This window comes from Thermohalobaculum sp. (assembly GCF_058622915.1).
In genome coordinates, this window is record NZ_JBZSYN010000022.1 from 1 (window position 1) to 20,504 (window position 20,504).

Below are 20,504 nucleotides of genomic sequence, written 5' to 3' on the forward strand. Positions count from 1 at the left end.
TACGGACGGGGCCAGCGCGGCCTCGCCGCGCAGGAAATCCTCGATGTCGAGGAATCCGAGACGCCGGCGCCGTTCGGCCAGCCCCAGGGCTTCTCGGAAGGGCCGCGCCCGACCGAGTACCTCGCCGCCGCCGCCGATCTGGGCCCGATGGTGCCCGCCCGGGTCAAGTGGTTCGACAAGCAGAAGGGCTTCGGCTTCGTCAACGTCTTCGGCGATGGCGAGGACGTCTTCGTCCACATGGAGACGGTGCGGCGCTCGGGCTTTCAGGACCTGGCCAGCGGCGAGGCGATGGCCGTGCGCACCACGCGCGGCCCGCGCGGGCTGATGGTCGCCGAGCTCCACCTGTGGGAGGCCGCGGCCGAGGACGAGACCGGCTGACTTGCGCCCCGCCGCCAGCATGCCTGCCTGCGCGAAACCGCCCAGGCGCGGCCGTCTTGCCCTGCATGCCGCCTTGCTCGTGCTGGCGCTGCTGGTCTGCGCCCCGGCCCGGGCGGTCCAGTGCGACCCCGCGCATATCGCCATCCTGACCGGCCACGGCGCGGCGCGATTCAGCGTCGAGATCGCCGACAACCCGGCCAAGCGGGCGCGCGGCCTGATGTTCCGCCCCGAGCTGGCCGGCGATGCCGGCATGCTGTTCGTCTTCGACCCGCCCCAGCAGGTGGATTTCTGGATGCGCAACACCATGATCCCGCTCGACATGGTGTTCATCGACGACACCGGCCGGGTCGAGAGCGTGGCGACGCGCCGCGACACCTATTCCGACCGCATCTCGTCCTCGAAGGGCAAGGTCCGCGCCGTGCTCGAGATCAATGCCGGCCGCGCGGCCAAGCTCGGCATCGGGCCGGGCGATCAGGCCATCCACCCCGCCTTCGCCGCCGCCCCTGCCGCCGCGCATTGCGGCCCCTGAGCCGGCCTTCGCGCTTGCCGGGCCGGGGCCGTTGCGCTAGTGCCGGGGCCGGGCACGAGGCCACGGGGCGTAGCGCAGGCTGGTAGCGCGTCGGTTTTGGGAACCGAAGGTCGCCGGTTCGAATCCGGCCGCCCCGACCATCCGCATGTTTCGCCACCGCGGCCCCTCTTGCCCGTTGCCCGGTCGCGGCCCGGCGGCTAGGGTCGCCGGCCTCAGCGGCAACGAGAATCAGGACGAGGCAGATGGACGAGCACAGCTCCCCCGATCAGGTTTCCACCACCGCGGTCGCGGCCGGCCAGCTCCGCGCGCTGGTCGAGCGCATCGAGCGACTCGAGGAGGAGAAGCGCGAGGTCGCCGAGCAGGTCAAGGAGGTCTATGCCGAGGCCAAGGCCAACGGCTTCGACGCCCGGACCCTGCGCAAGGTGGTAAGCCTGCGCAAGAAGCCCGCCGAGGAGCGGCAGGAGGAGGAGGCGCTGCTCGACCTCTACCTCTCGGCCCTCGGCATGATCCGCGGCTGAGGCCGCCCCGCGGCGCGGCGATGCAAGGGCTTCGCCTCGCCGCCTGGAACATCGCCTGGTTCGCGCGGCTGTTCGACCGCCACGACCGGCTTCTGGCCGACGGGGCGGCATCCGTCATGCCCGGCGTCAGCCGCCGGCGCCGCGCCGAGGCGATCGCCGCCGTGCTGGCCCGCATCGACCCCGACATCCTCGCCGTCATCGAGGCGCCGAACAGCGGCCGCACGCAGTCCTGCGTCGCGGCGCTCGAGCGCTTCGCCGCCGCCTTCGGCCTGCGCCAGCGCGCGGCGCTGATGGGCTTCGAGAGCCCGACGCACCAGGAGATCGCGCTGCTGTTCGATCCCGCGCGCGTCGCGGCCGAGCATGCCCCCATCGGGGCGCCGCAGACCGAGGCCGGCGCGCGCGCCGGCCAGTCGCCGCTGGCCGCGCCGCGATTCGATTCGGTCTTCGCCCAGGCCGGCACGCTGGTCCGCTTCTCCAAGCCGCCGCTCGAGGCCGCGGTCGAGGACCGCGCCGGCGGCCGCGGCTTTCGCCTGATCGCCGTGCACCTGAAGTCCCAGGCCCCGGCGGCGGGCGAGGATACCGAGGCGCTGGCCCGGCGCGGCGCGCACAACCGCGCACTCAGGCGCGGCCAGGCCGCCTGGATCCGCGCCCGGGTCGAGGAGCACATGGGCGCCGGCGAGGAGGTCGCCGTGCTCGGCGACTTCAACGACGGCCCCGCCGGCGCGGGGCGCGAACCCTCGAGCGTGCGGATCGTCGCCGGCCACCCCTCGCGGCCCGGGCGGTGCCTGGTCAACCCATTCTTGGGCGGCGCCCCGGCCGGCGCCGCCACCGCCTGCTTCCCGTCCGACGCCGGAGGGTCGCCGCTCGAGGCACTTGTCGACTTCATCCTGCTCAGCCCCGGTCTGTCGCCGCCCGCCTGCGCCTGGCGCATCTGGCACCCGGCTAGCGACCCGGGCAACGGGGCCGATCCGGCGCTTGCCGCGGCGCTGACCGATGCCTCCGACCATTTCCCGGTGAGCGTCGATCTGTGGCCCGGCGCCGGCGGCGCCGGCTGACCCGGCGCCCGGCGCGCGCGTCATTCGCCCCTGGGCTCGCCCCTTGGCTCGAGCTGGTACTCGTCGATCTTGCGGTAGAGCGTCGAGCGGCCGATGCCCAGCCGCCGCGCCGCCTCGGCCATGCGCCCGCGATAACGCCTGAGCGCCTCGGCGATGGCGTCGGCCTCGATCTCGCGCAGCCGCCGCACATGGCCGGCCTGCGAGATCAGGGGCACGGTGCCGGGCGCCGCGATCGGGGCGGCGGCGAGCCGCGCCGGGGCCGCGTCGTCCTCGCGCTCGCGCGAATGCGGCCGCGCCGGCCCCGCCCGTCCCAGCCCGTGCAGGTCCTGGGGCCGGATCACCGGGCCGTCGGTCAGGATCACGGCGCGGCGCAGCGTGTTCTGCAGCTGGCGCACATTGCCTGGCCAGGGCGCGTGGGCGATCGCCTCCATCGCCGCGGCCGAGAAGCCCTCGATGGCCGCGCCCTCGGCCGCCGCGGCCCGCGCCAGGATCATGCGCGCCAGGCCCGGCAGGTCCTCGCGCCGCTCCCTCAGCGGCGGCAGGTCCAGCGGGAAGACGCTGATACGGTAATAGAGGTCCTCGCGGAACCGGCCCTCGGCCACCATGGCGCCGAGGTCGCGGTTGCTCGCCGAGATCAGCCGGATGTCCACCTTGACCGGACCGGCGCCGCCCACCGGGTCGACCTCGCCGGTCTGGATCGCGCGCAACAGCTTGACCTGCGCCGGCAGGGGCAGCTCGCTCACCTCGTCGAGGAACAGCGTGCCCCCCGAGGCCTCCTGGAACCGGCCGCGGCGGCGCGCCACCGCGCCGGTGAAGGCGCCCTTCTCGTGGCCGAACAGGATCGATTCCACCAGCGCCTCGGGCAGCGCGCCGCAGTTCACGGCGACGAAGGGGCCGCCGGCGCGTGCGCCCGAGCCGTGGATGGCGCGCGCGAACACCTCCTTGCCGCTGCCGGACTCGCCCTCGATCAGCACCGGCACGTCCGAGCGCGCCGCCCGGCGCGCCAGCGCGATCGAGCGCCGGATCGACGGGCTCACCGCGATCAGGTCCTCGAACGTCAGCAGGTTGTCCGCCTTGCGCGTCAGCCGCGTGACCTCGCGGGCCATGCTGCTCAGCTTGAGGGCGTTCAGGATCGACACGTCCAGCCGCTCCGGGCTGACCGGCTTGACGATGAAGTCCACGGCGCCGGCGCGCATGGCCTCGACCGCGCGCGCCACCGACCCGTCCGAGGTCAGCACGATCACCGGCACCCGCGCCCCCGCCGCATGCATCTGCGCGATCACCTCGATGCCGTCGAGGTCGGGCATGTGCAGGTCGATCAGCGCCAGCGCGATCCCGGGGGGGCCGCCCGCCTTCCAGGGCGGCGAGGGCCGCCCGGCCGCCCTTCGCGGTCTCCACCGCGTAGCCCAGCGAGGACAGGATTGCCGCCAGCTGGCGGCGCTGCTGCGGGTCGTCCTCGGCGACGAGGATCCTGAGATCCGCCTTGTCCTGCATTGGCGGCGCTGAGCTCCCGGGTCGGGCCGCGCCGGAGGCGGGCGATCACGCCCTGTTCCGGCACCGACAGGCTTGAATTTGCCCACGATTAACCGTCCACTGTTGTCAAAACGTTACTCCGCACGGAAACCACACGAGAGGGAACCGATTCATTCCCTCCTGCGTTTGTGCTTTTGGCAAATTGATGCCACATGCTAGGGTGCAGTTCGGCGTTCGGGCCGAAGGAAACTGAATTTATGGGCGCGCCGCCGCGTGCTCGAGATCAAAAACGGAGAGAGGGATGAGAACCGTAACCTTCCTGATGCTTGGCGCCTCGGCGTTGGCGATTGCCGGCTGCTCGAACTTGCCGGGCTCGTCGCTTGGGGCGACCTTCAGCGCTGAGCCGTATCTGGCGCATGAGCACGGCAGCGACGCGAACTTCAACAGCGCGCTGGCCAAGGAGTACACCGCGCTCGCTCGCTGGCAGGCCAACGACTACCAGCGCTGGATGAACGCGACCGCCTTCATCCACAAGGCGAAGATGGCCGAGGCCGGGAACACGCCTGCGCCCTGGACGCCGGCCGAGCTCGGCGTCGACGGTGACGCGACCAAGAAGTACGACGAGGTCGTCTCTACCATCAAGGCCAACGAGGACAAGCGTCCAGCGGCCTGCGCCCACGCCCAGGCCATGTGGGATCTCTACCTGTTCCTGTTGCGGGCCGAGGCGGCCGGCGACCCGATCCCGAAGACCTCGAAGGACGCGCTGGCCGAGCTGAACGACGCGCTGGCGGCCTGTGCCCCGAAGATGGGCCCGGCGAACTACGTGGTCTATTTCGGCTTCGACAAGTACAACCTGACCGCCGCCGCGCGCGACACGCTCAACGAGGTGGTCAGCGCGGTGCACAAGATGAGCGCGACGGCCCTGTCGATCGTCGGCCACACCGACACCGTGGGCACGCTCCAGTACAACCAGGCGCTGTCGGAGCGGCGGGCCAAGAGCGTCGGCGACTACCTGGCCGATCACGGCATCCCGCGCACCGAGATGACCCTGGCCGGGCGCTCGTATCTCGAGCCCGCGGTCAAGACCGGACCGAATGTGCGCGAGCCGCTGAACCGCCGCGTGGAGATCACGCTCTCGAAGTAAGCGCCTGCCGCACAGCCTTCGGGGCCGGCTCAACCGGCCCCGGACGGCCCGACCGGTTTGTTGATCCTGGCCGCCCCGCGCACCATGTGAGCGGGGCGGTCGTGCTTTGAGCGGCCGAGCGGAGGAGGCAGCCATGCGCATCACACCCCTTGCGGCGGCGCTCGCGGTCGCGGCGGCCCTGGCGGCGGCGCCGCTCGGCGCCGAGCCCGTGGCGGCTCCGGCTGGCGGGCCGGGTGTTGGGCCGGGTGGCGGACCCGGCGCGGAAAAGCCGCTGTCGGAGCATCTCGAGGACGCCATCCGCGGCCTGGTCGAGAGCGTCAAGCCGACGCTGGAGACCCTGCGCGACACCCTGCGCGTGCTCGAGCAGGTCGACAGCCTCGACAACTACCGCAAGCCCGAGATCCTGCCCAACGGCGACATCGTCATCCGCCGCAAGGCCGACGCGCCGCCCTACCGGCCGAAGCCGGAGGAGGGCCATTCGGGCGCGCCCGAGACGCGGACCTGACCCGGGCGGGGCGGCGGACACGATCTCGCCCGGCCCCCTGACCCGGCTCCCTAACCCGGCCCGCCGGCCGCCCAGTGCGCGCTGGGGGTTTCCCCGGCACGGCGGCTGACCTATCTGTGAGGCCCGACGCCAGCCAAGCAGGAGGCCCCATGCGCCGATCCCCGACCCATCCCGGGCCCGTCCGCCCACTCCGCGACGAGACGCGCGAGGGCGCCGGCGGCCGCAGCCGGCGCGATTTCGGCACGCTGCCCGAGTGGGACCTCTCCGACCTCTACACCGGCCGCGATAGCCCCGAGCTCGCCCGCGACCTCGAGGACGCCTCCGCGCGCGCGGCCCGCTTCGCCGAGCGCCACGAGGGCAGGCTGGCCGGGCTCGACGGCGACGCGCTCGCCGCGGCGATCGCCGAGTACGAGGAGATCGACAAGACGCTCGGCCGCGTCACCACCTTCGCCGGGCTGAGCTACTACCAGAACACCTCGGATCCGGCGCGCGCCAAGTTCCTGGGCGACATCCAGGACAGGGTCACGGCGCTGACCCAGCCGCTGGTCTTCTTCTCGCTCGAGCTCAACCGCATCGAGGAGGCGGAGCTGGAGGCGAAGCTGGCGCAAAGCCCGGCGCTGGCGCGCTACCGCCCCTGGCTCGAGCGGCTGCGCGTGTTCCGCCCGCACCAGCTCTCCGACGAGCTGGAGAAGTTCCTGCACGACCTCTCGGTGGTCGGCGCTGCCGCCTGGAACCGCCTGTTCGACGAGACCATGGCCTCGCTGAGCTTCGAGGTCGCGGGCGAGGACGAGCCCATGGGGCTCGAGGCCACGCTCAACCTGCTCTCCGACCCCGACCGCGCGCGCCGGCAGGCGGCGGGCGAGGCGCTCGCCGCCGTGCTCGGCGGCGATATCCGCCTGTTCGCCCGCATCACCAACACGCTGGTCAAGGAGAAGGAGATCGAGGACCGCTGGCGCCAGATGCCCAGCCCCGATTACAGCCGCCACCTCGCCAACCATGTCGAGCCCGAGGTGGTCGACGCGCTGCGCGAGGCGGTGCAGGCGGCCTATCCGCGCCTGTCGCACCGCTACTACGCGCTGAAGGCGCGCTGGCTCGGTCTCGAGCGGCTCGAATACTGGGACCGCAACGCGCCGCTGCCCGAGGCCGACGAGCGGGTGATCCCGTGGGAGGAGGCGAAGGCCACCGTGCTCGGCGCCTATGCCGGCTTCGCGCCGCGCATGGCCGAGCTCGCCGAGCCCTTCTTCGAGCGCGGCTGGATCGACGCCCCGATCCGCCCCGGCAAGGCCCCGGGCGCCTTCTCGCACCCCGGCGTGACCGACCTGCATCCCTTCGTGATGCTGAACTACCAGGGCAAGAAGCGCGATGTGATGACGCTCGCCCACGAGCTCGGCCACGGCGTGCACCAGCGGCTTGCAGCACGCCAGGGCGAGCTGTTGTCGCGCACGCCGCTGACGCTGGCCGAGACCGCCTCCGTGTTCGGCGAGATGCTGACCTTCCGCAAGCTGCTCGCCGCCGAGCAGAACGCCGGGCGCAAGAAGGCGCTGCTCGCCGCCAAGGTCGAGGACATGATCAACACGGTGGTGCGCCAGATCGCCTTCTACGAGTTCGAGCGCCGCATCCACGCCGCGCGGCGCGAGGGCGAGCTGACCTCCGACGAGATCGGCCGCATCTGGAGGACGGTGCAGGGCGAAAGCCTCGGCCCCTCGGTCAACCTGGCCGAGGGCTACGAGTATTTCTGGGCCTATGTGCCGCACTTCATCCACGCGCCCTTCTATGTCTATGCCTATGCCTTCGGCGACGGGCTGGTGAACGCGCTCTACGCCGTCTACGAGCAGGGGGCGGAGGGCTTCTCCGACAAGTATTTCGCCATGCTCGAGGCCGGCGGCACCCTGCACCACAAGGATTTGCTCGCCCCGTTCGGCCTCGATGCCTCCGACCCGGCATTCTGGGCCAAGGGGCTGGGCCTGATCGAGCGCTTCATCGACGAGCTCGAGGCGATGCAGTGATCCTCGGGCAATGACCCATGCCCCAGGCCCCGGACCCGATCCGGGGCCTCGCGGACCGACGCCCGGGGCAGGGACCCGCGCCCGACGCAGCGGGCCAAGCCGACGCCGCTTGCAGTCGCCGCCGCTTGCATTCACTGCCCTGCCTGCTTACGACACCCGGCGAAGCGGGCCATCCGGGGACGACCATGCAGGACCTCGACATGCAGGACGTGGACGCGCTGCGCGCGCGGCTGCTCGCGGACATCGCCGCGGCGGGCGACGAGGCGGCCATCGAGGAGGTGCGCGTGCGCGCGCTGGGCAAGAAGGGCGCTCTCACCCAGATGATGCGCGGCCTGGGCAGCATGTCGCCCGAGGCGCGCCGCGAGGCCGGCCCGAAGCTCAACGCGCTCAAGGACGAGATCAACGCCGCCGTCGCCGCGCGCAAGGCCGCGCTCGCCGACGCGGCGCTGGCCGAGCGGCTTCTCACCGAATGGCTCGACGTCACGCTGCCGGCCCGGCCGGCCGCGCAGGGCACGGTGCATCCGGTCTCGCAGGTGATGGAGGAGGTCATCGCCATCTGGGCCGATCTCGGCTTCTCGGTCGCCGAGGGCCCCGAGATCGAGACCGGCTGGTACAATTTCGACGCCCTCAACATCCCGCCCGAGCACCCCGCGCGCCAGGAGATGGACACCTTCTATCTCCGCCGGGCGGCGGGCGACGCGCGCCCGCTCAACGTGCTGCGCACCCATACCTCGCCGGTGCAGATCCGGCACATGGAGAGGTTCGGCGTGCCCTGCCGGGTGATCGCGCCGGGCCGGGTCTACCGCTCGGACTACGACCAGACGCACACGCCGATGTTCCACCAGTACGAGGGGCTGGCGATCGACCGCGACATCTCCATGGCCCAGCTCAAATGGGTGCTGGAGGAGTTCTGCCGCGCCTTCTTCGAGGTCGAGGGCGTGGAGCTTCGCTTCCGCGCCTCGCACTTCCCCTTCACCGAGCCCTCGGCCGAGGTCGACATCCGCTGCTCCTGGGCAGGCGGCCAGCTCAGGATCGGCGAGGGCGACGACTGGATGGAGATCCTCGGCTCGGGCATGGTGCATCCCACGGTGCTGGCCGCGGCCGGCATCGACCCCGAGACCTGGCAGGGCTTCGCCTTCGGCATGGGCATCGACCGCATCGCCATGCTCAAATACGGCATCCCCGACCTGCGCGCCTTCTTCGACTCCGACCTGCGCTGGCTGCGCCACTACGGCTTCGCCGCCCTCGACCAGCCCAGCCTGCACGGCGGCCTCTCGGCCTGAGGGCACCGCCCCCGAGATGCGTCATGCCGGCCAGAATCGTGCCGGCGCAGCAGGCCGGCTCGCGTCGGATTTCCGGGCAGATGCCGGCACGAGGCTGCGCGGCCGGATCGGCAGGACTCCCGCGGCGCCGTCTGCGAGCCCCTGCACCGTGCCTCAGTTGTTGAACTTGGCGCCCTGGCCGACGGGAGCCTGCGCCGGGGTGTCGAGCTGCGAGACGGCGACCCCGTTCGTGGCGGATTGCTGGTTCATCGCGGCGAACTCGTCCATCAGGTAGCCGCTCGAGTTCTCCATGATCGACATGGACAGCACGAAGCCGAGCAGGACGATCGTGGCCGTCAGGACGACCCAGTCGATAACGACGCCACCCCGGTCATCCCCAAAAAAGACCCTGCACGCCATGGCCGCGGCCCCGCCTATACCCGTGAATACTAACGGTGAAATCCACCCCCCTGCTCAAGGGATGGAGCCACAGAGGAACACATCTTTGTGGTTAAAAAGTGGAGCCGATTGCACCCTCGGGTTGAATTTCAGACTCCGTTTCAAACCCTTCCGGAAGCAACGGAATTCGGCTATGGAGCGCGCCAGGCCGGTATCCCGGTAGACCGACAACGAGGCGAAAAGATGAAATTCACCCTGTCCTGGCTGAAGGATCATCTGGACACCGAGGCCCCCGTCGATTCGCTCGCCGCGGCGCTCACCGATCTGGGGCTCGAGGTCGAGCGGGTGGACAATCCCGGCCAGGCGCTCGGCGCCTTCACCATCGCCCGGGTGATCGAGGCGGCGGCGCATCCCAATGCCGACCGGCTGAGGGTCTGCCGGGTCGAGGCCTGGCCGAAGGGTCCGGACGCAGCCTCCGAGGAGGTGCAGGTGATCTGCGGCGCGCCCAACGCGCGCACCGGCATGATCGGCGTCTTCGCCCCCGCCGGCACGCATATCCCGGGCACCGGCGTCGACCTCAAGCCCGGGGTGATCCGCGGCGTGGAATCGAACGGCATGCTGTGCTCCGAGCGCGAGCTGATGCTGTCCGACGACCACACCGGCATCATCGAGCTGCCCGCCGACGCGCCCTTGGGCGCGCGCTACATCGACTATGCCGGGCTGAACGACCCGGTGATGGACGTCGCTATCACCCCGAATCGCCCCGACGCGCTGGGGGTGGCGGGCATCGCGCGCGACCTCGCCGCGCGCGGCCTGGGCCGCCTCATCTCGCCCGCGGTCGCGCCGGTGCCGGGCGCCTTTTCCAGCCCGGTCGGGGTCACGCTGGGCGCGGACGTCGCCGACACCGCCTGCCCGCTGTTCGTCGGGCGCTACATCCGCGGGGTCAGGAACGGCCCCTCGCCGCGCTGGCTGCAGCAGCGCCTGCGCGCCATCGGGCTCAGGCCGATCTCGGCGCTGGTCGACATCACCAACCTGATCACCTACGACCGCGCCCGGCCGCTGCACGTCTTCGACGCCGACAAGCTGAGCGGCGACATCCGGGTCCGCCTCAGCCGCCCGGGCGAGCGGCTCGCCGGGCTCGACGGCCGCGACTATGCCTTCGACGACTCGATGACGCTGATCTGCGACGCGGCCGGCCCCCAGAGCATCGGCGGCATCCTGGGCGGCGCGCCCACGGGTGTGACCGAGGGGACCGTCAACGTCTTCGTCGAGGCCGCCTGGTTCGACCCCGTGCGCACCGCCGCGACGGGGCGCAAGCTGCGCGTCCACTCGGATGCGCGCTACCGTTTCGAGCGCGGCGTCGACCCCGCCTTCACGCCGCCGGGCATGGAGCTGGCGACGCGCATGATCCTCGACCTGTGCGGCGGCGAGCCGTCCGAGATGGTGATCGCCGGCAAGGTCCCCGACACCGCGCGCAGCTACCGGCTCGACCCGGCCCGCGTGGTCAGCCTCGTCGGCATGGAGATCCCCGCGCCCGAGCAGGTCCGCATCCTCGAGGCGCTGGGCTTCGAGGTGGCCGAGGGCGCCCAGGGCCTCGGCGTCGCGCCGCCGTCGTGGCGGCTCGACGTGCACGGCGAGGCGGACCTGGTGGAGGAGATCGTCCGCGTCGCCTCGCTCGGCGGCCTGCAATCGAAGCCGCTGCCGCGCGCCACCCCGGGCGTCGCTCCGGCCCTGCTGACGCCGATGCAGAGGCGCTCGGCGCGGGCGCGCCGCCAGCTCGCCGCGCTGGGCCTGAACGAGATTGTCAGCTACTCCTTCATCTCGACCCGCGAGGCCGAGCTGTTCGGCGGCGGCGGCGAGACGCTCAAGCTCGAGAACCCGATCTCGTCGGAGATGTCGGACATGCGCCCCTCGCTCCTGCCCGGCCTGCTCGCCGCGGCGGCGAGGAACCAGGCGCGCGGCTTCGCCGATCTCGGCCTGTTCGAGGTCGGCCCGGTGTTCTCGGGCGGCGAGCCGGGCGAGCAGGCGCGGGTCGTCGCCGCGCTGCGCGTCGGCGCCACCGGCCCGCGCCACTGGGCCGGCACGCGCCGCCCGGTCGACCTGCACGACGCCAAGGCCGACGCCGAGGCCGTGCTTTCGGCGCTCGGCGCCCCGACGGACAAGCTGACGGTCGCCCGCGAGGCGCCCGAGTGGTTCCACCCCGGCCGCTCGGCGGCCCTGAAGCTGGGGCCGAAGAACACGCTGGCGCTGTTCGGCGAGCTGCACCCCAGGGTCCTGCGCGAGACTCAGGTGAAGGGCCCCGCCGTGGCGACCGTCGTCTATCTCGAGAACCTGCCGGCGAAGAAGGCCCGGGGGGCGGCGCGCCCCGCCCTCGTCGCCTCGGACCTGCCCGCGGTCGAGCGCGACTTCGCCTTCGTGGTCGACGCCCGCGTCGAGGCGGAGACGATCCTGCGCGCCGCCCGCGGCGCCGAGAAGCGGCTGATCGAGGGCGCCTCCGTGTTCGACGTGTTCGACGGCCCGCGCGCCGCCGAGCAGTTCGGCCCGGACAAGAAATCGGTCGCCATTTCGGTGCGCCTGCAACCGAGCGAGCGCACGCTGACCGAGGCCGAGATCGAGGCGGTGGCGGGGCGCATCGTCGCGGCGGTGGAGAAGGCCACCGGCGGCAGCCAGCGCGCCTGAGCCGGTATCTGCCCCAGCGGCTGCCCCAGCGGCTGCCCCAGCAGCTGCCCTTCAGTCCGCGCCCGAGGCTGCCCCTTGCCAAATTCCCTCCGGTGACGCTTGCTGGAGCGATCCAGCAACCAGCGACCGGGGGGTCACATGTTCGCGGAATTCAAGAAATTCGCCATCAAGGGCAACGTCGTCGACATGGGCGTCGGCATCGTCATCGGCGCCGCCTTCACCGCCATCGTCACCAGCTTCGTGGGCGATATCGTCAACCCGATCCTGGGCGTTCTCACCGGGGGCGTGGATTTCTCCAACCTGTTCATCAACCTGGGCCCGCACGACTTCGCCACGCTCGCCGAGGCGCAGAAGGCCGGCGCCCCGACGCTGAACTACGGCCTGTTCATCAACGCCATCTTCCGCTTCCTGATCGTCGCCTGGGCGCTGTTCTTCGTGGTGCGCGCCATCAACGAGCTCAAGCGCAGGGAGGAGGCCGCCCCCGCCTCCCCCGCGGCGCCGCCGCGCAGCGAGACGCTGCTCGAGGAGATCCGCGACCTGCTGGCGAAGGGTACGGTCTAGCGTGGATTGCGCTCAGGCCGGACCGGCCGCCACTGGGGAGGAGGATCGCGCCCGACTGGGTGGGCGCGAGCATCGTTCCCGCCAGAGGGGGCACTCGGGGGCGGGCGGGCGCGATCCGGCGCTGACGCGCCGGAGCAGAAGGTAACAAAAGGATTTGGGCAGAATCGGGGATTGCGCCCCAGCCGCCGGATCCTTCCCCGCACGGTGGCCGCCGGGATTGCCGGGGCCTCGCCGCTGCGGGCAGGGAGCCTACAGCCCCAGCGCCCGCAACGCCCAGAACCCGCCCATGCCGGCGGCGATGGCGCCCAGGAGCGAGCGCGTCGCCATGCCCACGCCCAGCGCCACCAGCGCCGCCAGCGGCCGGTGCGGCTCGGCCCAGTCGCGCGTCTGCGGGTCCATCAGCACCATCGGCGCGATCAGCGCGGGCAGCACCGCCACCGGCACAAAGCCCAGCGCCTCGGCCGCCCAGCCGGGCAACCGCCGCCCGGCCAGCAGCCCGAGGAAGGAGAACCGGATCAGATAGGTGATGATGCCGAGCAGCACGATCACCGTCCAGATCGCCGCCGCGCTCATGCCCGCCTCCCGACCCCGTGCAGCGCGGCAATGCCCGCAGTGATCCCCAGCGCCGACGCTGCCACCAGCCCCAGCCCGTAGGGCAGGCCATCGAGCGCCATCGCCGCGGCGCTCGCTACCACCGCCGCCACGATGTTCGCCCATCCCCGCAAGAGCGGCCCCAGAATGGCGAGGAAGCACACCGGCACCGCAAAGCTCAGGCCCCACTCGGCCGGGATCATCTGCCCGGCCACCACGCCGACATAGCTGGTGGAGATCCAGACCGCGACCGTGGTCAGCCCGACGCCGAAATAGAATCCCAGCTTGTCCGACAGGCTCTCGTCCGGCCGCGCCCGGTAGCGCCGCATCGACAGCGCATAGGCCTGGTCGTGCAGGAAATAGCCGCCGAGCACCCGCCACAGCATCGGCACGCCTTCCCAGTGCAGCGCCACCGAGGCCGAGTACATCGCCATGCGCAAGTTGACCACCGCGCCGGTCAGCACCGCCACCAGCGCCGGCGCCCCGTCGCTCATCACGTGCAGCGCGGCGAGCTGCGAGGCGCCGGCGGTGACGATCGAGGTCATCGCCATGGCCTGCACCAGGTCGAGGCCCGCATCGCTCGCCACCGCGCCGAAGATGAAGCCGAACGGCGCCACCGCCAGCAGGATCGGCACGCAGGCCCAGGCCCCGGCGAGGAAGCCCCGCCCGGTGGGTGAGACGCGCGTCGCTGCCACCGCCCGGTCCATCCGCACGCACATAGCCGCCCTTGACCTCGGTGGCCAGTCAGGCTTTGTGATGACCCATGAAAGCACCGATGAACGGTACATCCGAGTTCCTGCTCGCGCCCGACCCCGACGACCCGCGCCTGACCCGCGCGGTCACGGGGCTCGACCAGACCGGCGCCGCGGTCGAGGCCCGCGTGGTGGAGGAGCGCGCGCTGACGATCTTCCTCAACTCCCAGGAGATCGTCACCGTGATGACCATCGGCGACTTCCCCGAGCACCTCGCCGTGGGCTACCTGCTCAATCAGGGCATGCTGCACCGCGACGACGTGATCCGCGCCGTCGACTTCGACGAGGAGCTTGAGACCGTCGTGGTGCGCACCGAGCGCGCCACCGACTACGAGGAGAAGCTGAAGAAAAAGACCCGCACCTCGGGCTGCGCCGTGGGCACGGTGTTCGGCGACATGATGGAAAGCCTCGAGGGGCTGACGCTGCCCGCGGCCGAGCTGCGCACCTCCTGGCTCTACGCGCTGGCCAGGAAGATCAACACCCACCCCAGCCTCTACCTCGCCGCCGGCGCCATCCACGGCACCGTGCTGTGCGCGGCCGACCGCCCGCTCGTCTACATGGAGGACGTCGGCCGCCACAACGCGGTGGACAAGATCGCCGGCTGGATGCTGGTCAACGACGTGCCCGCCGCCGACAAGATCCTCTACACCACCGGCCGGCTGACCTCGGAGATGGTGATCAAGACCGCGCTCATGGGCATCCCCGTGCTCGCCTCGCGCTCGGGCTTCACCGCCTGGGGGGTGGAGCTCGCGCGCCAGACCCACCTGACGCTGATCGGCCGCATGCGCGGCCAGCGCTTTTACTGCCTCGCCGGCGAGGACCGGCTGGTGTTCGACGCCGACCCGGCCCGGGTCGGCGAGGAGGAGGCCCGCCACCTGCGCAAGGGGGCGCAAAAGGGGGCGCACGAGGGGGCACATAAGGGGGCGCGGGAGAAGACGTGAGGATTGCGGGGATCATCCTCGCCGGCGGTCTCGCCCGGCGCATGGGCGGGGGCGACAAGGCGCTCCTGACGCTCGCGGGCCAGACCCTGCTCGCCCGCGTCATCGCCCGGCTCGCGCCCCAGGTGGACGAGATCGCGCTCAACGCCAATGGCGACCCCGCCCGCTTCGCGCGGTTCGGCCTGCCGGTGATTGCCGACACGGTGGAGGGCTTCGCCGGCCCACTCGCCGGCGTGCTCGCCGGCATGCGCTGGGCCGCGGCCCGCGGCTACAGCCACATCACCAGCGCCGCCGGCGACACGCCCTTCTTCCCCGCCGACCTGGTCGCGCGCCTCGGCCAGGCGGCGCAGCAGTCCGGCCAGCCCATCGCGCTCGCGGCCACCAACGACCCCGAGCGCGGGCTGACCGAGCACCCCACCTTCGGGCTGTGGCCGGTCGACCTCGCCGACAACCTCGAGCAGGCGCTCACCGTGGGCCACATGCGCAAGGTGATCGTCTGGACCTCGCGCCACGGCGCGGCGCGGGCGGTGTTCGAGGGCGCGGACTTCCCCTTCTTCAACGTCAACACGCCCGAGGATATGCTCGAGGCCGAGCGGATCCTGCGCAGCGGGCACGAGGCGCACACATGAAGGTCTACGGCGTCGTCGGCTGGAAGAACGCAGGCAAGACCACCCTGGTCGAGCGCCTGGTGGCCGAGATCGCCGCGCGCGGCTTCTCGGTCTCGACCATCAAGCACACGCATCACCGGGTCGACGTGGACCAGCAGGGCAAGGACAGCTGGCGCCACCGCGCCGCCGGGGCGGGGCAGGTGATCCTCTCTTCATCGGCCCGCTGGGCGCTGATGACCGAGCTCAGGGGCGCGCCCGAGGCCACCCTCGACGAGCTGATGGCGCTGCTCAGACCCGTCGACCTGGTGATCGTCGAGGGCTACAAGCGCGACAGCCACCCCAAGGTCGAGGCCTGGCGGGCCGAGACCGGCCAGCCCCTGATCGCAGCCGACGACCCCACCGTGCGCCTGATCGCCTCGAACGACGCGCCGCAAGGTGCCGCGCAGCCGGTGATCGGCCTCGACGACATCCCCGCGATCACCGACTTCATCCTCGGCGACCTCGGGCTCGATCTCAGGAAGAGCGCATGACCCAGAGGCTGCGCGACGACTGCTTCGCCCTGCCGCCGGGCATCGACTGGACCCCGGTGGACGAGGCGCTCGGGCGCCTGCGCGCCGCCGTCGCCTGCGTCACCGGCACGACCGAGCTGGCGCTCGAGGATGCCGCCGGGCGCATCCTCGCCGCCCCCGTGATCGCGCGGCGCGCCAATCCCCCCGCGGCCAACGCCGCCGTGGACGGCTATGCCTTCGCCTGGGATTCGCTCGCCGGCGCCGATCGGGCCGACCTCGCGCTGGCCGAGGGCCGCGCCGCCGCCGGCCACCCGCTGGCCGGCGCGGTGCCGCCCGGCCAGGCGGTGCGCATCCTCACCGGCGCCGAGCTGCCCGCGGGCGCCGACACCGTGGTGCTGCAGGAGGACACCGAAGCCGCAGGGGGGCGCATCCGCTTCCCCGCACCGCGGCGCAAGGGTGCCAACACGCGGCCCGCCGGCGAGGACGCCGAGGCGGGGGCCGAGCTGCTTGCCCCCGGCCGCCGCCTGACCGCGGCCGACCTCGCCCGCGCCGCCGCCGTGGGCGTCGCCCGCGTCAGCGTGCGCGAGACGCTGCGCCTCGCCGTGCTCTCCACCGGCGACGAGCTGATCCAGCCAGGTGCGGACCCCGCCGCCTCCGGCATCTTCGACGCCAACCGCCCGATGCTGACCGCGCTCGCCGCGGCGCAGGGCTTCGCCCCCGTCGACCTCGGCGCCGTGGGCGACACCGAGGCCGCGGTCCGCGCCGCCCTCGACCGCGGCGCGGCCGGGGCCGAGGCCATCGTCACCACCGGTGGCGCCTCGGCCGGCGACGAGGACCACGTCTCGCGGCTCCTCACCCGCGAGGGCCGCGTGACCACCTGGCGCATCGCGGTCAAGCCCGGCCGGCCGCTGATGCTGGGCTTCTGGCGCGGCACCCCGGTGTTCGGCCTGCCCGGCAACCCGGTCGCGGCCTTCGTCACCTTCCTCGTCTTCGCCCGCCCGGCGCTCGGGGTGATGGCAGGCGCCGAGTGGCGCGCGCCCCAGGGCTTCGAGGTCCCCGCCGCCTTTGCCAAGCGCAAGAAGCCCGGCCGCCGCGAGTTCCTGCGCGCCCGCATGCGCGCCGACGGGCATGTCGAGACCTTCCGCTCCGAGGGCTCGGGCCTGATCGGCGGGCTGAGCTGGTCGGACGGCCTGGTCGAGCTCGCGGACGGCGCGCTCGAGGTGCGCCCCGGCGACCCGGTGCGCTACATCCCCTATTCCAGCTTCGGCCTTTGCCCGTAGCTCTCTCCCCCGCCCGGGCGCTCGCGGGCCGCGGCGGGCTCCTGACGGCGGGCTTCTACGCCGCGCTGTTCTTCGCCATCGGCGCGCATCTGCCCTACTGGCCGGTCTGGCTGCACCACTAGGGGCTGACCGACGCCGAGATCGGCACCTATCTCGGGCTGGCGCTCATGGTCCGCGTCGCCAGCGCCACGCTGATGCCGGCGCTGGCCGACCGCTTCGCCCTGCGCCGCTGGGTGCTGGCCTTGGGCGGCGCCGCCGGTGCGGCGATCTTCCTCGCGCATCTGGCGATTGAGACCCGGGCTGCGCTGCTCGCCGCGACGCTGATGGCCGCCTTCGCCGTGGCGCCGCTCATCCCCCTGGGCGAGGCGCTCGGCATCCGCGCCTCCACCATGCACGGCTTCGCCTACGCCCATGCGCGGGCGGCGGGCTCGGTCGCCTTCCTCGCCATGAACATCGGGCTGGGCGCGGCGCTGGCGCGCTTTGGCCCGGCCGTGATCCTGTGGGCCGTGGTGGCCAACCTCGCCCTGGTGGCGCTGTTCGGCGCGCTGCATCCGGGCGGCGGCGCGCCGCCGGGCGAGGGCCGCGACCGCGCCCGGCTCGGCGAGGCCGCGGCGCTGATGCGCCAGCCGGTCTTTCTCACTTTCGCGGTGGCGGCCAGCATCGGCCAGGCCAGCCACGCGGTCTATTATGCCTACGGCACGCTGGCCTGGCTCAACCAGGGCCTGGGTGCGGGCACCATCGGCATGCTGTGGGCCACCGGCGTGCTCGCCGAGATCGCGCTGATGCTCGGCCCGGGCTGGCGGCTGATCGAGCGCATCGGCCCCGCCCGCGCCCTGATCGCAGCGGGCGCGGCGGGCGTCCTGCGCTGGTCGCTGATGACGCTGGCGCCGCCCGTGGCGCTGCTGTGGCCGATCCAGTGCCTGCACGCGGTAACCTTCGCCCTCGGCCATCTCGGCGCCATCGCCTTCGTCGCAGCGGCCGTCCCGCCCCGGCTGCAGGCCAGCGCGCAGGGGCTCTTCGCCGGCGGGCTGGGCGGCACTGCCTTCGCGCTGGCCACCCTGGCCGCGGGGCGGATCAACGCCGTCGCCAGCCCGGCGACCAGCTACTGGCTGGCCGCGGCCATGTCGGCCACGGCGCTCGCCGCGGCGCTCAGGCTCGCCCGGGTGTGGGATGGCGGAGCGGTCGTACCCGCTCAGACGTAGCGCACGCGCAAAACCTCGTAGGAGCGCGCCCCGCCCGGCGTCGTGACCTCGACCGAGTCGCCCTCCTCCTTGCCGATCAGCGCGCGCGCCAGCGGCGAGCGCATGTTCAGCCGGCCATGCGCGATGTCGGCCTCGCTCTCGCCGACGATCTGGTAGGTGCGCTCCTCCTCGGTGTCCTCGTCGACCAGGTCCACCGTGGCCCCGAAGCGGATGGTGGCGCCCGACATCTTCGCCGGGTCGATCACCTCGGCGCGGCTGATCTGCGACTCGAGCTCCTTGATGCGCGCCTCGATCAGGCCCTGCCGGTCCTTGGCGGAATGGTATTCCGCGTTCTCCGACAGGTCGCCATGGGCGCGCGCCTCGGCGATCGCCTGGATGATCGACGGCCGCTCGCGCTCCTTGAGGCCCCTGAGCTCCTCGACGAGCGCCTCGTAACCCGTCCTGGTCATCGGAACCTTTTCCATCGGTCCCCCCTGTCGGTCCTAAAGAGTCAATGAAAAACCGGACCGCGCCCTCTCGAGCGCGGTCTTGTCCTCGCTTGGACCGACGATAATCACGCAGCCGCCGGACTGCAAGGCCCGGCGCCATCGCGGCGCCTTACCCCCCCGCCGCCACCGGCTCGGCCGGCTTCAGCCGCGCGGCGTAATCCTGCAAGGGCGCCACCTCCAGCGCGCCCTCCTTGTAGTTGGCGATGGCCTTGGCCGCCGCCACGGCGCCCGCGGCCGTGGTGTAGTAGGGGATCCGCATGCCCAGCGCGGTGGCGCGGATGTCGTAGCTGTCGCGCACCGCCTGCGCGCCCTCGGTGGTGTTGAAGACGATGGCGATATGCCCGTCCTTCATGCGGTCGACGATGTGCGGCCGGCCCTCGTGCACCTTGTTGACGCGCTCGGCCGCGACGCCGCGCGCGTTGAGGTAGGCACAGGTGCCGCTGGTCGCCACAACGGTCAGCCCCAGCCGCTCGAGGATGCGCGCGGCCTCCACGATCGCCTCCTTGTCGGCGTCGCGCACCGAGACGAAGGCGGTGCCGGCCTCGGGCAGCGGCGTGCCGGCGCCGAGCTGGCTCTTGAGGAAGGCGCGCGCGAAGCTGCGGTCGATGCCCATGACCTCGCCGGTCGAGCGCATCTCGGGGCCCAGGATGGTGTCCACGCCGGGGAAGCGGGCAAACGGCAGCACCGCCTCCTTCACCGCGATATGGGTCGTTTCGGGGTCCACCAGGCGGAACTCGGCCAGCGCCTCGCCCGCCATCACGCGCGCGGCGATCGAGGCGATCGGCGAGCCGGTGGCCTTGGCCACGAAGGGCACGGTGCGCGAGGCGCGCGGGTTGACCTCCAGCACATAGACATCGCCGCCCTTGATGGCGAACTGCACGTTCATAAGCCCGGTCACCTTCAGCCCCGCTGCCAGCGCCTCGGTTTGCCGGCGCAGCTCGGCGATGGCCTCCGCGCCCAGGCTGTGCGGCGGCAGCGAGCAGGCGGAGTCGCCCGAATGCACGCCCGCCTCCTCGATATGCTCCATGATGCCCGCGACATGCACGGTCTCGCCGTCGGCCACCGCGTCCACGTCGATCTCGACCGCGCCGGCGAGATAGGAGTCGATCAGCACCGGCGATGTGCCCGAGACCACCACCGCCTCGCTGATGTAGCGCCTCAGCTCGGCGTCGTTGCGCACGATCTCCATGGCCCGCCCGCCCAGCACATAGGACGGCCGGATCACCACCGGGTAGCCGACCTCGTGCGCGATCTCGAACGCCTCCTCGGGCGTCGCGGCGATGCCGTTGACCGGCTGCTTCAGCCCCAGCTCGTGCAACAGTCCCTGGAACCGCGCCCGGTCCTCGGCCAGGTCGATGGCGTCGGGCGTGGTGCCGAGGATCGGGATGCCCGCGGCCTCGAGCCCGCGCGCGAGCTTCAAGGGCGTCTGGCCGCCGAACTGCACGATCACGCTGACCAGCGTGCCGGCGTCGCGCTCCGCGCGCAGGATCTCGAGCACGTGCTCGAGCGTCAGCGGCTCGAAATAGAGCCGGTCGGAGGTGTCGTAGTCGGTCGAGACGGTCTCGGGGTTGCAGTTGACCATCACCGTCTCGAAGCCCGCCTTGGTCAGCGCGAAGCAGGCGTGGCA

General features: G+C 72.2%; 22 protein-coding genes and 1 tRNA gene. 17 read left to right on the plus strand and 6 right to left on the minus strand.

What is annotated here, in order from left to right:
- The 5 genes from AC32QD_RS01655 to AC32QD_RS01675 form a co-directional block, all read left to right on the plus strand.
- The coding region (locus AC32QD_RS01655) for a cold-shock protein (RefSeq protein WP_492008738.1) at window positions 1-378 on the plus strand (378 nt) is incomplete at its 5' end.
- Window positions 379-457: 79 nt separating this feature from the next.
- A complete protein-coding gene (locus tag AC32QD_RS01660) occupies window positions 458-907 on the plus strand; it encodes a DUF192 domain-containing protein (RefSeq protein WP_492008757.1) in 450 nt (149 codons plus the stop codon).
- Window positions 908-970: 63 nt separating this feature from the next.
- Window positions 971-1,047, plus strand: a tRNA-Pro gene (locus tag AC32QD_RS01665).
- Window positions 1,048-1,149: 102 nt separating this feature from the next.
- A complete protein-coding gene (locus AC32QD_RS01670; protein WP_492008739.1) occupies window positions 1,150-1,425 on the plus strand; it encodes a DUF2312 domain-containing protein in 276 nt (91 codons plus the stop codon).
- A 20-nt stretch (window positions 1,426-1,445) separates the two neighbouring features.
- Window positions 1,446-2,480 (plus strand): endonuclease/exonuclease/phosphatase family protein, encoded by a 1,035-nt coding sequence (locus AC32QD_RS01675; RefSeq protein WP_492008740.1) that lies wholly within the window; start codon window positions 1,446-1,448, stop codon window positions 2,478-2,480.
- Between the two features lie 20 nt (window positions 2,481-2,500).
- Here the strand turns inward: AC32QD_RS01675 and AC32QD_RS01680 are convergent, their stop codons facing one another.
- Window positions 2,501-3,787, minus strand: a complete 1,287-nt coding sequence (locus AC32QD_RS01680; RefSeq protein WP_492008741.1) for a sigma-54-dependent transcriptional regulator — start codon at window positions 3,785-3,787, stop codon at window positions 2,501-2,503.
- Between the two features lie 467 nt (window positions 3,788-4,254).
- On the opposite strand from AC32QD_RS01680, the gene AC32QD_RS01685 reads away from it, so the two are divergent.
- The 4 genes from AC32QD_RS01685 (at window position 4,255) to pheS (ending at window position 8,891) form a co-directional block, all read left to right on the plus strand.
- Window positions 4,255-5,097, plus strand: a complete 843-nt coding sequence (locus tag AC32QD_RS01685) for an OmpA family protein (protein ID WP_492008742.1) — start codon at window positions 4,255-4,257, stop codon at window positions 5,095-5,097.
- Window positions 5,098-5,230: 133 nt separating this feature from the next.
- A complete protein-coding gene (locus AC32QD_RS01690; protein WP_492008743.1) occupies window positions 5,231-5,602 on the plus strand; it encodes a hypothetical protein in 372 nt (123 codons plus the stop codon).
- Between the two features lie 149 nt (window positions 5,603-5,751).
- The gene (locus tag AC32QD_RS01695) at window positions 5,752-7,608 is read left to right on the plus strand and encodes a M3 family oligoendopeptidase (protein WP_492008744.1); all 1,857 of its coding nucleotides are present in this window, start codon (window positions 5,752-5,754) and stop codon (window positions 7,606-7,608) included.
- A 209-nt stretch (window positions 7,609-7,817) separates the two neighbouring features.
- A complete protein-coding gene (gene pheS, locus AC32QD_RS01700; RefSeq protein WP_492008758.1) occupies window positions 7,818-8,891 on the plus strand; it encodes a phenylalanine--tRNA ligase subunit alpha in 1,074 nt (357 codons plus the stop codon).
- A 153-nt stretch (window positions 8,892-9,044) separates the two neighbouring features.
- Here the strand turns inward: pheS and AC32QD_RS01705 are convergent, their stop codons facing one another.
- Window positions 9,045-9,290: a hypothetical protein gene (locus AC32QD_RS01705; RefSeq protein WP_492008745.1), complete on the minus strand. Its 246-nt coding sequence runs from the start codon at window positions 9,288-9,290 to the stop codon at window positions 9,045-9,047.
- A gap of 222 nt (window positions 9,291-9,512) precedes the next feature.
- Between AC32QD_RS01705 and pheT the strand changes: the two genes are divergently transcribed.
- Entirely contained in the window at window positions 9,513-11,948 is a 2,436-nt protein-coding gene (gene pheT / locus AC32QD_RS01710) for a phenylalanine--tRNA ligase subunit beta (protein WP_492008746.1), read from the plus strand.
- Between the two features lie 138 nt (window positions 11,949-12,086).
- On the plus strand, window positions 12,087-12,509 hold the full coding sequence (gene mscL / locus AC32QD_RS01715) for a large conductance mechanosensitive channel protein MscL (protein ID WP_492008747.1): 423 nt from the start codon (window positions 12,087-12,089) through the stop codon (window positions 12,507-12,509).
- Window positions 12,510-12,758: 249 nt separating this feature from the next.
- Here the strand turns inward: mscL and AC32QD_RS01720 are convergent, their stop codons facing one another.
- Together AC32QD_RS01720 and AC32QD_RS01725 are read right to left on the minus strand one after the other, a co-directional pair.
- Window positions 12,759-13,082: an AzlD domain-containing protein gene (locus tag AC32QD_RS01720; protein WP_492008748.1), complete on the minus strand. Its 324-nt coding sequence runs from the start codon at window positions 13,080-13,082 to the stop codon at window positions 12,759-12,761.
- Complete coding sequence (locus AC32QD_RS01725) at window positions 13,079-13,795, minus strand: AzlC family ABC transporter permease (protein ID WP_492008749.1); 717 nt, start codon at window positions 13,793-13,795, stop codon at window positions 13,079-13,081. The genes AC32QD_RS01720 and AC32QD_RS01725 overlap by 4 nt, the downstream gene beginning before the upstream one ends.
- A gap of 80 nt (window positions 13,796-13,875) precedes the next feature.
- Here AC32QD_RS01725 and AC32QD_RS01730 point away from each other — a divergent pair, with 80 nt between their 5' ends.
- From AC32QD_RS01730 to AC32QD_RS01755, 6 genes are read left to right on the plus strand one after another with little or no spacing between them, the layout of a single operon-like run.
- Window positions 13,876-14,793 carry a formate dehydrogenase accessory sulfurtransferase FdhD gene (locus tag AC32QD_RS01730; protein ID WP_492008750.1) on the plus strand — a complete coding sequence of 306 codons (918 nt, stop codon included), beginning with the start codon at window positions 13,876-13,878 and terminating at the stop codon, window positions 14,791-14,793.
- Window positions 14,790-15,419, plus strand: a complete 630-nt coding sequence (mobA, locus tag AC32QD_RS01735; RefSeq protein ID WP_492008751.1) for a molybdenum cofactor guanylyltransferase MobA — start codon at window positions 14,790-14,792, stop codon at window positions 15,417-15,419. The genes AC32QD_RS01730 and mobA overlap by 4 nt, the downstream gene beginning before the upstream one ends.
- A complete protein-coding gene (mobB, locus tag AC32QD_RS01740) occupies window positions 15,416-15,928 on the plus strand; it encodes a molybdopterin-guanine dinucleotide biosynthesis protein B (RefSeq protein ID WP_492008752.1) in 513 nt (170 codons plus the stop codon). Before mobA ends, mobB begins: the two co-directional genes overlap by 4 nt.
- The gene (locus AC32QD_RS01745) at window positions 15,925-17,187 is read left to right on the plus strand and encodes a molybdopterin-binding protein (protein ID WP_492008753.1); all 1,263 of its coding nucleotides are present in this window, start codon (window positions 15,925-15,927) and stop codon (window positions 17,185-17,187) included. Before mobB ends, AC32QD_RS01745 begins: the two co-directional genes overlap by 4 nt.
- Window positions 17,178-17,309: a hypothetical protein gene (locus AC32QD_RS01750; protein ID WP_492008754.1), complete on the plus strand. Its 132-nt coding sequence runs from the start codon at window positions 17,178-17,180 to the stop codon at window positions 17,307-17,309. Before AC32QD_RS01745 ends, AC32QD_RS01750 begins: the two co-directional genes overlap by 10 nt.
- Window positions 17,310-17,312: 3 nt before the next feature.
- Window positions 17,313-18,389, plus strand: a complete 1,077-nt coding sequence (locus tag AC32QD_RS01755) for an MFS transporter (RefSeq protein ID WP_492008759.1) — start codon at window positions 17,313-17,315, stop codon at window positions 18,387-18,389.
- Here the strand turns inward: AC32QD_RS01755 and greA are convergent.
- Window positions 18,380-18,853 carry a transcription elongation factor GreA gene (greA, locus tag AC32QD_RS01760; protein WP_492008755.1) on the minus strand — a complete coding sequence of 158 codons (474 nt, stop codon included), beginning with the start codon at window positions 18,851-18,853 and terminating at the stop codon, window positions 18,380-18,382. The genes AC32QD_RS01755 and greA overlap by 10 nt on opposite strands.
- A gap of 133 nt (window positions 18,854-18,986) precedes the next feature.
- Window positions 18,987-20,504, minus strand: a 1,518-nt coding sequence (gene carB / locus AC32QD_RS01765; RefSeq protein ID WP_492008756.1) for a carbamoyl-phosphate synthase large subunit, incomplete at its 5' end; no start/stop codon positions are given.